11 protein-coding genes and 4 tRNA genes are annotated in these 13,973 nt (G+C 43.0%); 4 read left to right on the forward strand and 11 right to left on the reverse strand.

The genetic code is table 11. The features are described 5' to 3' along the window. Window positions 1-9 precede the first annotated feature (9 nt). The 9 genes from KPL72_RS18255 to KPL72_RS18295 all read right to left on the reverse strand — a co-directional run bounded on the left by KPL72_RS18255 (window position 10) and on the right by KPL72_RS18295 (window position 5,083). Window positions 10-85: transfer RNA gene (locus KPL72_RS18255), tRNA-Trp, on the reverse strand. Window positions 86-201: 116 nt separating this feature from the next. Further along, window positions 202-277: transfer RNA gene (locus KPL72_RS18260), tRNA-Thr, on the reverse strand. Between the two features lies 1 nt (window position 278). After that, window positions 279-353 (reverse strand) — tRNA-Gly (locus KPL72_RS18265). Between the two features lie 3 nt (window positions 354-356). Then, a tRNA-Tyr gene (locus KPL72_RS18270) sits at window positions 357-440 on the reverse strand. A gap of 150 nt (window positions 441-590) precedes the next feature. Then, window positions 591-1,295 (reverse strand): SPOR domain-containing protein, encoded by a 705-nt coding sequence (locus KPL72_RS18275; RefSeq protein WP_219703980.1) that lies wholly within the window; start codon window positions 1,293-1,295, stop codon window positions 591-593. Next, the gene (locus KPL72_RS18280) at window positions 1,292-2,041 is read right to left on the reverse strand and encodes a type III pantothenate kinase (RefSeq protein ID WP_249422334.1); all 750 of its coding nucleotides are present in this window, start codon (window positions 2,039-2,041) and stop codon (window positions 1,292-1,294) included. The genes KPL72_RS18275 and KPL72_RS18280 overlap by 4 nt, the downstream gene beginning before the upstream one ends. Then, window positions 2,010-2,963, reverse strand: a complete 954-nt coding sequence (locus KPL72_RS18285) for a biotin--[acetyl-CoA-carboxylase] ligase (protein WP_212916919.1) — start codon at window positions 2,961-2,963, stop codon at window positions 2,010-2,012. The genes KPL72_RS18280 and KPL72_RS18285 overlap by 32 nt, the downstream gene beginning before the upstream one ends. Before the next feature lie 23 nt (window positions 2,964-2,986). Next, a complete protein-coding gene (locus KPL72_RS18290; RefSeq protein ID WP_249422335.1) occupies window positions 2,987-3,874 on the reverse strand; it encodes a phytanoyl-CoA dioxygenase family protein in 888 nt (295 codons plus the stop codon). A 12-nt stretch (window positions 3,875-3,886) separates the two neighbouring features. Further along, a complete protein-coding gene (locus KPL72_RS18295) occupies window positions 3,887-5,083 on the reverse strand; it encodes an alpha/beta hydrolase (RefSeq protein WP_219703981.1) in 1,197 nt (398 codons plus the stop codon). Between the two features lie 95 nt (window positions 5,084-5,178). Between KPL72_RS18295 and KPL72_RS18300 the strand changes: the two genes are divergently transcribed. Both KPL72_RS18300 and KPL72_RS18305 read left to right on the forward strand, forming a co-directional pair. Then, window positions 5,179-5,613 carry a GNAT family N-acetyltransferase gene (locus KPL72_RS18300; RefSeq protein ID WP_212916921.1) on the forward strand — a complete coding sequence of 145 codons (435 nt, stop codon included), beginning with the start codon at window positions 5,179-5,181 and terminating at the stop codon, window positions 5,611-5,613. Between the two features lie 139 nt (window positions 5,614-5,752). After that, window positions 5,753-7,096, forward strand: coding sequence for a GH1 family beta-glucosidase (locus KPL72_RS18305; RefSeq protein ID WP_219703982.1), 1,344 nt, complete (start codon window positions 5,753-5,755; stop codon window positions 7,094-7,096). 94 nt (window positions 7,097-7,190) lie between these two features. Here the strand turns inward: KPL72_RS18305 and KPL72_RS18310 are convergent, their stop codons facing one another. Beyond that, window positions 7,191-8,909 (reverse strand): OpgD/OpgG family glucan biosynthesis protein, encoded by a 1,719-nt coding sequence (locus tag KPL72_RS18310; protein ID WP_212916923.1) that lies wholly within the window; start codon window positions 8,907-8,909, stop codon window positions 7,191-7,193. A 431-nt stretch (window positions 8,910-9,340) separates the two neighbouring features. Between KPL72_RS18310 and KPL72_RS18315 the strand changes: the two genes are divergently transcribed. Together KPL72_RS18315 and KPL72_RS18320 are read left to right on the forward strand one after the other, a co-directional pair. Continuing rightward, complete coding sequence (locus KPL72_RS18315) at window positions 9,341-11,533, forward strand: GGDEF and EAL domain-containing protein (protein ID WP_219703983.1); 2,193 nt, start codon at window positions 9,341-9,343, stop codon at window positions 11,531-11,533. Window positions 11,534-11,640: 107 nt separating this feature from the next. Beyond that, window positions 11,641-12,876, forward strand: coding sequence for a uracil-xanthine permease family protein (locus KPL72_RS18320; RefSeq protein WP_212916925.1), 1,236 nt, complete (start codon window positions 11,641-11,643; stop codon window positions 12,874-12,876). 76 nt (window positions 12,877-12,952) lie between these two features. On the opposite strand, the gene KPL72_RS18325 is transcribed toward KPL72_RS18320, so the two are convergent. Next, a complete protein-coding gene (locus KPL72_RS18325; RefSeq protein WP_219703984.1) occupies window positions 12,953-13,807 on the reverse strand; it encodes a CPBP family intramembrane glutamic endopeptidase in 855 nt (284 codons plus the stop codon). Window positions 13,808-13,973: the final 166 nt, after the last annotated feature.

Consider the following 13,973-nt stretch of genomic DNA (forward strand, 5'->3'; position numbering starts at 1 on the left):
TACGAAAGATGGCAGGCCAAGAGGGACTCGAACCCCCAACAGCCGGTTTTGGAAACCGGTGCTCTACCAATTGAACTATTGGCCTACATTCGTATGGGCGAAGGATGATACCTGAACAAGCCAAATCTGGCAAGGGTATCTGCCCAAAAAACAGACAATAAAAAAGGCGGTCAAACCACCTATCTTTTGCATTGGAAATGCTGGAGCTCATGAGCAGATTTGAACTGCCGACCTCACCCTTACCAAGGGTGTGCTCTACCAACTGAGCTACATGAGCCTGGAGCGGGTAGCGGGAATCGAACCCGCCTCTTCAGCTTGGAAGGCTGAGGTAATAGCCACTATACCATACCCGCAATTGGTGGAGGGAGGTGGATTCGAACCACCGAAACTTTCGTGGCAGATTTACAATCTGCTCCCTTTGGCCACTCGGGAACCCCTCCACGTACTCAGCGCTACAACGCAACACCCCAAAAGGTGGGAGCCATTATATGAATCGTCTTGCCAATTGCAAGCACTANGTACTCAGCGCTACAACGCAACACCCCAAAAGGTGGGAGCCATTATATGAATCGTCTTGCCAATTGCAAGCACTAGCAAGGATTTTTTTCTACTTTTATCATCATCTTGGTTAGATCGAAGCGTGACATAAACTGCTCCCAGTCTTTTTCATCTACTGGCTGCGCAATATCAATCTGCTGAAGCGAGACATTTCGCATATGTTCATAAACATCAACAGCATAGCCAGATACATTTTGTATGCGTACTTTCGCTTGATCAGCTCGCTCTTTTGAGGAATACAATCCTAAAGAAATACGGTTCTTCATTTCTGCGCGATTAATAACAAAGCTATCAATAGATTTAGAGGCAAGTTCTTTTACTATGCGCTCTGCAATGGCAGGGGTTTCTGGTGCCGCAATGTAGAGCCAAAACTTCGGCCGTTTACCTGAGACCTCTCGATCTTTATAAGCCCAGCCAAAACTCTTTAGCACTTTAGTAATTTGTTTTTTATCATCATCTCGCTCCGTTTCTAAGCGTGGGCAATATAATTCAGACGAATCACCAGCAGATTGCTCAATAACTTTACTAAGTGCCTCTTCAAGGCTCTCATTAGCCGCGACTCCGGAACTATAATCTTGCTCACTAACTGCTGGAGCTTCCGACAATAAATGAATCTTTTCACTGACGGGTGGGCCGTAAATCGATTCTTGATTTTTTTCCGGCTTATCTTGAACAAAACTATGCCAGCTCAAGAAGCCAGCATTAAGTAACACTACAAAAAGAAACAGCCACTTCATTTATTGCCTCTTAACTCTTCATCGCCAACAAGCTTTGCACCCAAAGCCACAAGATTAGGCAGACTCTCTAGTGAAATACCCAATGCACCTAATAACGCTTGCGCATCTCCGCCCGTCACAACCCACTTGAATTCTGGGTAACGATGATGAATACGCTCCAAAAAACCCAATGCCATCTCGCGACAACCTTCCGTTACGGCCCTTGCTGTTGAATTAGGCAAGCCGTCCCCTACGACAACCTCATCGGCAGCATAGCGAATGCGAGCTGTTTTTGAGAGCAAAGATTCTTCCATCATTACCAACCCAGGAGCTATATAGCCACCAAGATGAACGCCTTCTTTATTGACCACATCCACCTTAATTGCCGTACCAGCATCCACCACCACAACATCCTCCTTTACCAGATGGTGGGCAGCAATCACCCCAAGCCACCGGTCAATTCCCAAACGCTCAGGTTCAATATAGGCATTGCTAACACCACAAGCAAACGCCTGACTCGTTAATGTGACCCATTCACTGTGTGGGAATTCAGCTTGAATATCCGCATGCAGCAACGCGCTCAACTCTTTAGAACGAACACTGGCAAAATAAATCACATCAGGCGCAAAACCAGTATCAGTAGGAAAACCTTCTCCTCTTTGCACCCATAATACTTGCTCACCTTCAAAGGCGGTAAACTTGATGCTGGTATTACCAGCATCAACCACCAAGACCCTAGCCGCGACGGACACTAATTTCTCCCCCATGAAGAGCCACCAGCTCACCATTTTCTTCTAGAAGCAAGGCGCCTTTTTGGTCAATACCTCGGGCGATCCCTTGACGTTGCTGAGAAACCGTACTGACAGTAACAGATTGATTAAACAAAACGTCATATGCCTGCCACTGATGCTGAAAGTGCTTCATGCCATTACCATCTTCAAACAACTGACAAATACCAATTAGCTCTTTGGTTAATTCACCCAAGATGACATTTCGGCTCGGACGAGATTTCAGGCGAGAAAGCAGATCAGTCCAAGGCTGATCTACGTTCGTCATAAAGGCATCATCCATTGCTACATTAAGCCCAATGCCGATGATCACATGACAAACATCCTGATCCGCCACCATCTCCAATAAAATACCGCAAATTTTCTGACCATCAACTTGTACGTCGTTGGGCCACTTCAAGCCAGGATTCGGAATGCCTGCTTTTTTTAACACCCTAGCTACAGCAACACCCACAGCCAAACTCAGACCCTCAACAACATTTGGGCCATTATCAAAGCGCCACGCAAACGAAAATGTCAGGTTTTTTGCGACACCTGATTCCCATTGACGGCCACGACGTCCCTTGCCTTGAGTCTGACGCTCAACAGAGATCAAAACAGGCAAAGGCTTACCTTGGGATATATACTGCTTAGCATCGCCGTTAGTTGACTCCGTCTCAAACGCTAATTTAATCGCCACGTCATTTGGCACCCCATTTTCGCGTAACAAATCTTCTGACAACAGCTCGACCGGAACTGGTAAACGATAGCCACGGCCTTTTACTGAATGAACGGTCACACCAATAGATTCTAGCTTTTTAAGCTTTTTCCAAACCGCTGCACGGGTAACGCCTAATGCGGCTCCCAATTCTTCGCCAGAGTGAAATTCGTTATCACTAAGCAGGGCCAAAACAGCTTGCATCAACACACTCCAATTTCAATTTTTCACTTCGCATGAAACGGCACAAAAGAAGAACCCTTCTTCGCTTGAAGCCAATTTAATTCAGGATATTCACAAGTATTATCAACGGCATGGATAGCATAAGCATGGCGAGATTTTCCCGATCTATTAGCATAACTAAGATGCGGAAACTCACCATTCAAAATAACCAAAGAACCTTTAGGCACAGGCATTGCCACCAGCTCATCTTGATGCCACTCATGTTCTTTTAGTATCACCATTTTGGTTTCTATCGCATCAGCACCAATACGCTCAAAACGTTTTAACAACCCCTGTTTGTGGCCTGTAGGCACACCCCAAAGACAGCCATTTTCAAGTGTCGCGTCCTCTATGGCAAACCACAGCCCTATCACGCTCATCGGAGTGGTATAAAGGAAAGTACTATCTTGATGACAATTCACCTCACCTCCGATTCCTGGCTGCTTAAAAATATACATGGATTGCGCTGCACGCGGATCAATCATCCCCAATTTGTGTAACAACTCCCCCCAAACTGAAGATAATGAAAAAGCCTTGAACACCGGATCTTGAAAATGAAGGCTGTGCCCTACTTTGTTAATGGATAACTCAAGTGGTTGCTTAAGAACACCGACTTCATCAAAAGCCTCTTCCTCAAAAAAGAAAGACACTTTGTTAGCCGACTCCATAAAGTAATTATCGGTATGGCGAGATTGCTCATTGGTAGTAAAAATGGAGCGCACTGAATCAGGCTCGAAGGAAGCCATGAGTTCTGACATACGAGTTTTTAATGCATCACATAGCGCTTTAGGAACAATCGATTCTAAAACCAAATACCCATCATTATGATACTGATCTATTTGCGATTGGGTTATGCCAACCGACGAAAGACCAAGGCCCATTTTCTCTGCCATAAGCTATCCTCTTTATCTATTGCTGTTAGCGTTTGCCTTGATAAAAAAAGCGACTTCTTGCATTAACGAATTGAAGTTCGGATTCCAAGATATTCGTGCCGCATGAGGGCTGTTTTTCGTTAATGCATCAGAACCCTCACCAAACCAATTGTTTTTATCCGTTCGACAAGCTTGATACAAAGGCTCATCCTCCTGATACCAGCCGCAAATACGATACTCCCCCATAGCACCGTAATAGGTATTATCAGGGCTGCCATGTACCGCCATATGTGAAAGCCCTAATATTTTAGCTTCTGGCAAATTCGTATTGTAAACCTTAATGCGATCTGTGTTGGCGCTCATTTGATCTTTACTATAAAGCACCATCTGGCTCTTCGATCCGATCATTCCTATGTTAAAAACCTTTTCTGACACAGATGAGTCTACTGTTTGATCATCTTCTGACAAAGCGATGAACACGGGTAATTTTTTTGGATTATCAATAATCAAGTTGCGCACTTCTTTAGATAACTTGTACACCTCAGCAATAGCTGGAAGCGGAATCGAAGCGTATTTAGCGAAGTCGTCACTTGGGTAATTGTCCAGCCAATCTTTCACCATTGCCAACCAAGGCGAAAGCCAATCAATGCTGCTGTTCACCTTGAACACAGGGGAGAACAAAATAGCACCAGCGACACTGTCTGTGTGCTGCCATGCATATTCCGCAGCCAGCGCACCGCCAGTAGAAAAACCGCCAACGTACATTACATCCACGTCTTTACTGAATTCATCCGCGGCGTTTCGAAATGTGGCTCGCCAATCATCACGAGAGACGTCAAGAAGGTCTTCTGATTTTGTACCGTGGCCGGGCAATAATACTACGCGCACTTGATAACAAGCCGCTTGAAGCGCAAGAGCTGGATCTCGCATCGAAAAAGGAGAATCTGACAAACCATGCGACAACAACACGCCAATGTGCTCTCGTCCTGCACAGTTTTCGGCATTCGGTAATAGCTCAAAAGGCAGAACGGCGGCAAGCTCTCTCGGCTTGTCCTCAGTATTAATCCACACCTTACGCTCACCTACATATTGTTTTGCACGTGCGACATAATGAGCAAAGGATTCTTCTGGCTCGTAAACAAATTCCGTTTGTTCTTCCGCTGCCAGCCCTATTACAGAACCAGACAATGCCAAAACACAAAAGCACCAAAATACTATTTTTTGCCGCACAATAACCTCCATTATAAGCAATTCAATTGACCTGACATTCTTAGAGTAGCCGATTATGCTATTCTCAAACATCCAATCACCACACATATTCAACTATGAAAACACCCGATCTTATCGCTGAACAAGTTCCTTCACTTTGGTTTCCTCTGGTGAAGAAATTTTATCAAGAGCATTATCCAAGCGGTAAACCAAACAAAGCGGATCCTATTTGGGTAATAAGAGATAAAGGCAAAATTCTTTGCGCAGTAAGACTCAAACAAATTATCGACTCTCAACTACTTACAGGCATGGTGACAGAGCCAGCCCATCGAAATCTTGGCCTCGGCAGCCAGCTAATAAGTAGTATTCACTATCCGTTAAGTGAAAAGCCTACTTATTGCTTCGCATTCACTCACCTTGTGCCTTTTTATAACGCAAATCATTTTACGACCATCTCAGCAGAAATATTACCAAAAGAACTAGAAAGTCGCTTCCGAGCCTATACAGCACAAGGCCGAGATCTTACGCCAATGCGCTATAACCGCTGCTAAAAAGACCTTAAAATGCGCTTAAATCTTCTTAAGTTACTAAAACCACATTCCCATTGTTGACGCTTTTCAGTGTCCTCCAGTACCTTTGAGTGCAATACATTCCTTCGCGAAGACAACAAATAGAAAGACTGGGGACAACATGTCAATCACCTTACCATCAAATTCGAAAATGCTTACCTCCGATTTTACCTTTGGCGTGGCAACCGCCTCCTTCCAAATCGAAGGCGCAACAACCGCTGATAATCGTCTTCCTTCTATTTGGGATATCTTCTGCGCAACACCCGGAAAAGTAAAAGGCGCAGATAACGGTGAAGTGGCGTGCGATCATTATCATCTATGGGAGCAAGATATCCAGCTGATTAAAGATCTTGGTGTAGACGCGTACCGACTATCCATTGCTTGGCCCAGAGTGATGAACGAAAAAGGCGAAGCAAACCAAGCGGGACTAGATTTTTATCGCAACTTGCTTAAAAAACTCAAAGCAGAAGGTCTCACTGTATTTGCGACACTTTATCACTGGGATCTACCGCAGCACCTAGAAGATAAAGGCGGCTGGCTTAATCGAGAAACAGCCTATCAGTTCAAAAGCTACGTTGATTTAGTTACCAAAGAATTAGCGGAATGGGTTGATAGCTGGTCGACCTTTAACGAACCTTTTTGCGCAGCAATATTAGGTTATGAGTTGGGTATACATGCGCCGGGTTTAAGCAAACCAGAATTTGGTCGACAAGCTGCCCATCATATTTTGCTCGCCCATGGTTTAGCGCTTCCTGTTATTCGTAAAAACGCACCAAAATCTCAGGTTGGCATAGTACTAAATATGAACCGCTCCTACGCCGCCAGCGAAAAAGCCGAAGATCAATTCGCGTGCTTGATGCGAGAAACTCTAGATAACCAATTTTTCATCGAACCGCTAATGAAAGGGCAATATCCGCAGTTACTCAAAACCGTCGCTCCGCAATATTTGCCAACAGTTTTACCTGGTGACATGGACATCATTTCTCAACCGATTGATTTCTTAGGCATGAACTTCTACACCTGCAATCACAATGCCTACGACGCTGATGACATGTTCAAAAATGTAAAAAGCAGCCAAGCTGTTGAGTACACAGACATTGGTTGGGAAATTGCCCCTCACGCCTTCACTGAGCTATTAGTCAATCTTCACAAACAATATACCTTGCCACCTATTTATATTACCGAAAATGGCGCAGCATGTGCGGATAAGATCATCGATGGCGAAATAAACGATGATCAACGAGTACGTTATTTAGATAGTCATATAAACGCTGTGCATCAAGCTATTGAAAGTGGTGTTGATATTCGCGGTTATTTCGCTTGGAGTTTAATGGATAACTTTGAATGGGCAGAAGGTTACAGCAAGCGCTTTGGTCTAACTTACGTCAATTACCAAACCCAAGAAAGAACCATCAAACGCAGTGGATATGCATATCGCGACTTTCTAAATAGCCGTAATAGTTAAGAATCTTAGGGCTCTTTGTTGAGCAACAAAAAAACGCCCGATGCGAAACATCGAGCGTTTTTATTTGCTAAACAAGTAACTTGTGCTTAGAGCGTTACTTCAAATGGCCTGCATTATGGAGCTCTCTATCTTTCTCCGCTGGCGGGGTCCATTGGTACTGCCAAGTTTCAGTAAGCGGCTGGCCATTGGCTTCCAAGTGAACGGTTAAGTTAATTGGTTTAGGCTCTCCTTTTGGCGGTACTAAATCAAACATCGCACGATAACCATCGATTGAATGCAGTGGTCGAGCTGATTCGATTTCCACTCTACCTTCAGAAGACGTAATCACCGCTTTCACTTTGGTGTCATTACCTAACATAGACAAAGAACCACCCGCAAAGTCAACCACAAAGCGTTTGCTGTAATATTGACGCTTCTTACCAATCACTCCGCCAATACCAGTGAAGGTATCAACAACGCGAGCTCGGTTAGATTGCACAGGAGGATGACTACCCCAGTACATGTTGTAGCTATATAGAAGCTCTTGACCCGCTTCAACCGGAGCATCTGGATTCCAAAACGCTACGATGTTATCGAAAGTTTCATCTAGAGTCGGAATTTCTACCAATTGCACAGAACCCTTACCCCAGTTACCTAGTGGTTCAATCCATAAGCTTGGACGCTTCTCATAGAAAACACCGTCATCTTGATAGTGATCGAAGTTACGGTCACGCTGTAGTAAGCCAAAGCCTTTTGGATTCTCATCACTGTAAGCATTAAACTGTAAGTTTTCAGGGTTAGCTAGTGGACGCCAAATCCATTCGCCGTTACCTGTTTGCATCGCAAGACCATCAGAATCATGAATCTCAGCACGCCAGTCATAATTTGTTCTACGATCATTTTCGCCGACCATAAACATACTGGTCATTGGCGCGACGCCTAAACGCTCAACCGATTTACGCGGATAAATAGCGGAATCTACTCGCATTTTGAACGGTTCGCCCGGTGTCATATCAAAACGATAAGCACCTGTCACACTAGGGGAATCCATTAACGCGTAAACAGTAACAACATCGGAACCTGGTTTTGGTTTCTCTAACCAAAAGTCGGTAAAAGTTGGAAACTCTTCAGGATGAGGCATTGCGGTATCAATCGCCAAGCCTCGAGCGGAAAGACCATATTGCATTTCACTGCCAACGGCACGGAAATAACTCGCACCCAAAAAGGCAACAACATCACGCTGCCAGTCTGTGGCAAACTGCATTCTAAAACCTGCAAAGCCTAGATCCTTGGGAAGCTTATCACCATCTACTTTAGATTTACCGTAGGTAAACTCAGATGGCATGTACGGAATAGGCGTGGATTTACCATTTTCAAGTTCATTCATGTGAATGGGAGTATCAAATCCTAAACCAAGATGAAAAAGTCCGGTGCGGAACTCCGATTTTTGATCGTGCCATAACGCAGCGTCTTTATTGAACTGAATTTCTTGGTAGTCATCCCAGTCCAAGCCTTTTAAGCTCTCTGGCATTTCACCTTGATGGCTTTCATAAGGCTTAGTCGACAATTGACGTGCATATCCTTTCAACCAAGCATAGTTGAACTCTTCACCTTTTTTAGGTTGAGCAATAGAGGCTTGTGAGGATGGTGAAGACTCAGGCTGAGATTGCGCAGCACAAGCGGTAAGACTAAACAACACACCGACAGCCACTAAAGACCGACTAGCCAAGCGTTGCAAATTACTAGACACATTTGTTTTTCGGGATTTTCGCAAAACCTGCGGCCCGACCAAGTTTGAATCCTTCATGGATTCTGAAAAACAATGAGGAAGCATAGAACATGACCCTATCAGCTAAAAAGTTACTATCTATACTAGCGAATTATGATCTGATCGAGTGTTCAGATTGAGTAAATATTTAATATATTTATATGGGAAATTTAGTATGTTGGTTTACATTTTGTTCTAAATTCAATTTATCCAAAGCATAACCCCAATTCGAGACAGCAAATATATCTTTTAGTTGCAGAAAAAAGATCATTCACTAAATTATTCCCCCCCCCCTTCTGCCCTCACAAAAACCACCTAATAGTAAGAACAAAGTAAGTTTGTTACATAACAATACAGAGTAGCATCATATGCTATACAGCTGAAAAAACTAATTGGGATTAAAATAGTCAACGTGAAATACAAAATTGTGTCGCGTATATAGACTGCAGACTCTATTTTTCATTTGAACATAGATAAAAAGATTAAGGTGAAGAATAATGACATATCCTTGGGTAACAATATTAGGCTACTTTCTAGCTTTGTGTTTTTTACTCATGCTTATAAATGTCTACATCAAATTGAAAGCAGACAACCGCAAACTTATTCAAAGCGTCAGACGTTCTGAAAGCGATAAACACCAATTAACATCGTCACTAGACAGCATTTTTGATCCCATTTGGATAAAAGACAAAAACCAAAAGTATGTTTATTGTAACCCCTCATTTGAACAACTCGTTGGTTTATCAAAAGTAGATATAATCGGCTATAAAGATGAAGAAATTCAATCTCAGCACCCTCAATTAACTCAAGACTTCCTCCCCACCATTACATCAAATACAGAAACAGGAACGGCTGAAGAATACATTTGCTTACCCAGTGGCAGTATCGATTATTTTCAAGTCAATACAACCAATACACACAATAAAAAGGGCCAATTCTCAGTTGGCCATGCATATCGAACAACGCCATTTAAAGAACGAGAAAGCGAACTTGTTGAAGCTGAAATTCGTGTAAACGAAGCGTTAAAGTTAACTAAAGTGGGCATTTGGGAATGGGATGTCACCAAAGATATTTGGTTTGCTACTCCATCCTACTTTACTATGCTGGGCTATGCTCCCGTCGAAGGTATGGCAGATAGAAAAGCTGAATTGGAAAAAATACACCCAGAAGATCGTCAGCGAGTTCTGAGTACCATTCAAAGCATTTTAAGTAGTAAGAAAGAATCAAACTATTATAAGTATCAGGCACGAATAAAACATATTGACGGCAGCTATCGTTGGATTGGTGTACGCTGCATCGTGACTGAGTTTGACCAAGAGGACAAGCCTGCTCGCATGCTTGGTGTCCGTATTGACATTGATGAAATTCAAAAGGCACATGATCAAGTCGAGTGGTTAGCACATCACGATTCATTAACAAAACTTCCGAACAGAGTAGCGCTTCACAAAACGTTTCATCAGATTATTAAACCCGATATCAAACTAGCCTTACTATTTATCGACCTAGACCACTTCAAAAACGTCAACGATACATTAGGCCATACCATCGGCGACCAACTCCTACTAACCCTTGCAGACAGGATGCGCTCTTTAGTTGGTAAAATTGGCTACGTAGCACGACAAGGTGGTGACGAATTTATTATTCTCTTACCAGCAAAAAATGAAGCTTGCTTGATAGAAAAAACCAGCGAAATAAAGGACGCTTTATCAGCACGTTATAACATAGATCAGCATCAGTTTTTTATTACTCCTTCCATAGGTGTGAGTTTATATCCACGAAATGGCAAAGACTTTGACACTTTATATCAACAAGCAGATACCGCCATGTATCACGCTAAACATGCAGGTAGAAATAGATACGCCTTCTTCATAGAAGAAATGCAAGCTACCTCGACACGAGCTCTAATTTTAAGTAATGCACTACATGACGCCTTAGAGCGAGAAGAGTTTTCCTTACACTATCAACCGCAAGTTTCACTCATCACAGGAAGAGTCATTGGAGCTGAAGCACTCATACGCTGGCATAGCAAAGAATTGGGGGCGGTTAGCCCAGGAGAGTTTATTCCTCTTGCGGAAGAGAACGGACAAATTTTAGCCATAGGTGAGTGGGTTCTACGAGAATCAGCACGTCAACTCAAACAATGGTTAGAAGAAGGAATTACCCCAGTTAGAATTGCAGTAAATCTCTCATATGCTCAATTTCAAGCAGACGACCTTCCTGCCACTGTGGCTGGAATACTCTATGAATATGAAGTCCCAACAGAATACCTAGAACTAGAACTCACCGAGCGCATTGCCACAAAAGATCCTGAACATACGATAACAATATTAGAATCCTTTCAAAAACTCGGCATACACACCTCTATTGATGATTTTGGTACTGGCTATTCTTCTTTGAGCTATCTACAAAGATTTCCCGTTTATAAACTGAAAATAGACCAGTCTTTTGTCCGCAATATGACCACCAATGCGAATGATCAAGTGATTGTAGGTACGATTATTCTACTCGCGCAACAACTAGGCATGACCACAATAGCCGAAGGAGTGGAAACAAAAGCACAACTAGAAATGCTCAATAATATTGGTTGTGATGATATTCAGGGCTACTACATCAGCCGCCCCCTTCCAGCAGAAGAGTTCAAAACAGGCTATTTGGAGAAAAAACAGAGACTCAATATCGCTGACGACTAATTACCTCAAACTAACGGAATATCCCCAACAAAGCTCGCACCTGTCTGGCACTTATACCGACTTGCCTATAAAATCCCTGCATTCAAAACCACCCAAGGATTTTACCTATGAAAAATGCCGTCTTAGGCATTCAAATGCTGTTTGTTGCATTTGGCGCTTTAGTGCTTGTCCCACTATTAACTGGATTAGATCCCAACGTTGCGCTTTTTGGCGCTGGCGTCGGAACGCTTTTATTCCAATTAACAACTCGCAGAACAGTCCCTATTTTCCTCGCCTCCTCATTTGCGTTCATTGCCCCAATTATGTACGGCGTTCAAACATGGGGTATCCCAGCGACTATGGGAGGCTTAATAGCAGCAGGTTTTGTCTATGTCATTCTTGGTGGAGTAATTCGCCTTAAAGGCGCAGGCTTCATTCACACCCTATTACCACCAGTTGTTATTGGCCCAATCATTATGGTAATTGGTCTTGGGCTAGCACCCGTAGCAGTCAACATGGCGCTAGGCAAAGCTGGAGACTCTCAAGTTATTGATGCCAATATCGCTATTTGGATTGCTCTTGCTTCATTACTAACAACCATTTTAATTAGCGTGTTCGCAAAGGGTCTTTTCAAATTACTGCCTGTCTTTGGTGGTATTGTCGTTGGCTATGTTTTAAGTTTATTCTTCGGAATAGTCAATTTTGATCCTATCTACAATGCAGCATGGTTTGCTATGCCAAACTTTAGCGCGCCTGAATTTAACATTAATGCGATCTTGTTCATGCTGCCTGTTGCTATTGCACCAGCAGTTGAACACGTAGGCGACATACTATCTATCTCCAACGTCACTGGAAAAGACTACCTCAAAAAACCAGGTCTACATCGCACTATTGCTGGCGACGGTATCGCAACGATGGCTGCGGCTATGGTTGGCGCACCACCAAATACGACTTACAGTGAAGTAACTGGCGCAGTGATGCTTACCAAGGCATTCAATCCTGTCATCATGACGTGGGCCGCTATTGCAGCCATTGTTCTTGCTTGGGTTGGTAAATTAGGAGCTGCTCTGCAAACTATCCCGCTACCAGTAATGGGCGGCATTATGATTCTATTGTTTGGTTCTATTGCCGCTGTAGGACTAAATACTTTGATTAAGAATCAAGTCGACCTTCATAAGTCTCGCAACTTAATCATCGTTGGGGTGACTCTAGTATTTGGTATCGGTGGTATGGCCTTTGGTATTGGTGAGTTCAGCCTTCAAGGCATCAGCTTATGTGGCATCGTCGCGATCACGCTGAATTTAATTTTACCGAAAGACATCGGTGATAATCACATCGTCGACAAAGCACAAATGGAAGAGTAATTCTAGGCAAAAGAAACAACTAAAACGGCCCTAAACGAGCCGTTTTTTATACCCTAACTCTTGTAGAAAATATCTCTTAAGCAATCATCGGATAAGTGAATAAAAAGAAATGCGTAATATTTAGAGCAAAATGGCACAAGATCGACCATTCAATTCTCTTAGTACGATGGAAAAGGTAGCCATATCCTAACCCTGCTACACCGGCAACGAAAACATACTCAACACCACCCGCAATATGAGCTAGACCAAAAATTAACGCTGAAAATATGGGTGCAATTAATAAAGAAAATCTTCCCTCCAACCAATTTGACAACTCTCGCTGCAGAAAACCTCGAAAAAAAGCCTCCTCGGCAACACAAGTAAACAATAAATTTATAGCAAGAAAGCTCAACCAAAAACTAGGTACCTTAAAATCAAGTTGAATCAATCCTAACAGTAAAGCCAAGCCCAAAGCGAAAAAGAGAGTAAATATGACAAGCACTAGCGTCTCTTTAGGTTTCTGCTGATTATAAAAATAATCGACTCGCGCTTGTCCGCTAAAAAAATAACCTAATAGAAATAAACCAGCCAACCCTTTATCAAAATTCGCATACAGACTAAAGGGGATCGCATCTGCGCTTACTGTTTGCTCTACAACAACAGCAGAATTATAAAAGCCAGGCAATAAATGCATAGCAAGAGCCAGAGAAACAGCGCCAAACAGGCAAACAGTTACTCTGCGTAGCCAAATCTGCTGCAATGTTAGCGAGCCAAATAAAATACCTGAATATACCAATACAATAAGAACACCCTGAATATCGACAACCTTGTCTAAATAGCCAGAAATAACTGCTGTAAAGCAAGCAAGACACCACAAAGGAATCTGTATTATTGGAGTTTTACATGGGAAAAACGCCAGTACAATAGATAAGCCAAGAAGATAAAAAGCCACAAAAACCCCTTTGTAGACAACATATGCAGAATCACCGAATAATATATTTGGATCTGGTTAGTATACAGCGATTGCTTGAACTTATTAGGATTGAGACCCTTTTTCGAGACGAAAAAAAGCCCTGACATGAAGTGACCCCCAATAGTTGGACAACCAATATTGGGGG

The organism is Marinomonas lutimaris (genome assembly GCF_019426345.1).
In the GTDB taxonomy this organism is placed as follows: Bacteria; Pseudomonadota; Gammaproteobacteria; order Pseudomonadales; family Marinomonadaceae; genus Marinomonas; species Marinomonas lutimaris.

What these genes read in the sequence shown, in the direction of transcription:
- KPL72_RS18315 (WP_219703983.1), top strand. Translation starts at nt 9,341, where the DNA reads ATGACATATCCTTGGGTAACAATATTAGGCTACTTTCTAGCTTTGTGT.
- KPL72_RS18285 (WP_212916919.1), bottom strand. Translation starts at nt 2,963, where the DNA reads ATGCAAGCTGTTTTGGCCCTGCTTAGTGATAACGAATTTCACTCTGGC.
- KPL72_RS18290 (WP_249422335.1), bottom strand. Translation starts at nt 3,874, where the DNA reads ATGGCAGAGAAAATGGGCCTTGGTCTTTCGTCGGTTGGCATAACCCAA.
- KPL72_RS18300 (WP_212916921.1), top strand. Translation starts at nt 5,179, where the DNA reads ATGAAAACACCCGATCTTATCGCTGAACAAGTTCCTTCACTTTGGTTT.
- KPL72_RS18305 (WP_219703982.1), top strand. Translation starts at nt 5,753, where the DNA reads ATGTCAATCACCTTACCATCAAATTCGAAAATGCTTACCTCCGATTTT.
- KPL72_RS18280 (WP_249422334.1), bottom strand. Translation starts at nt 2,041, where the DNA reads ATGGGGGAGAAATTAGTGTCCGTCGCGGCTAGGGTCTTGGTGGTTGAT.
- KPL72_RS18310 (WP_212916923.1), bottom strand. Translation starts at nt 8,909, where the DNA reads ATGCTTCCTCATTGTTTTTCAGAATCCATGAAGGATTCAAACTTGGTC.
- KPL72_RS18275 (WP_219703980.1), bottom strand. Translation starts at nt 1,295, where the DNA reads ATGAAGTGGCTGTTTCTTTTTGTAGTGTTACTTAATGCTGGCTTCTTG.
- KPL72_RS18320 (WP_212916925.1), top strand. Translation starts at nt 11,641, where the DNA reads ATGAAAAATGCCGTCTTAGGCATTCAAATGCTGTTTGTTGCATTTGGC.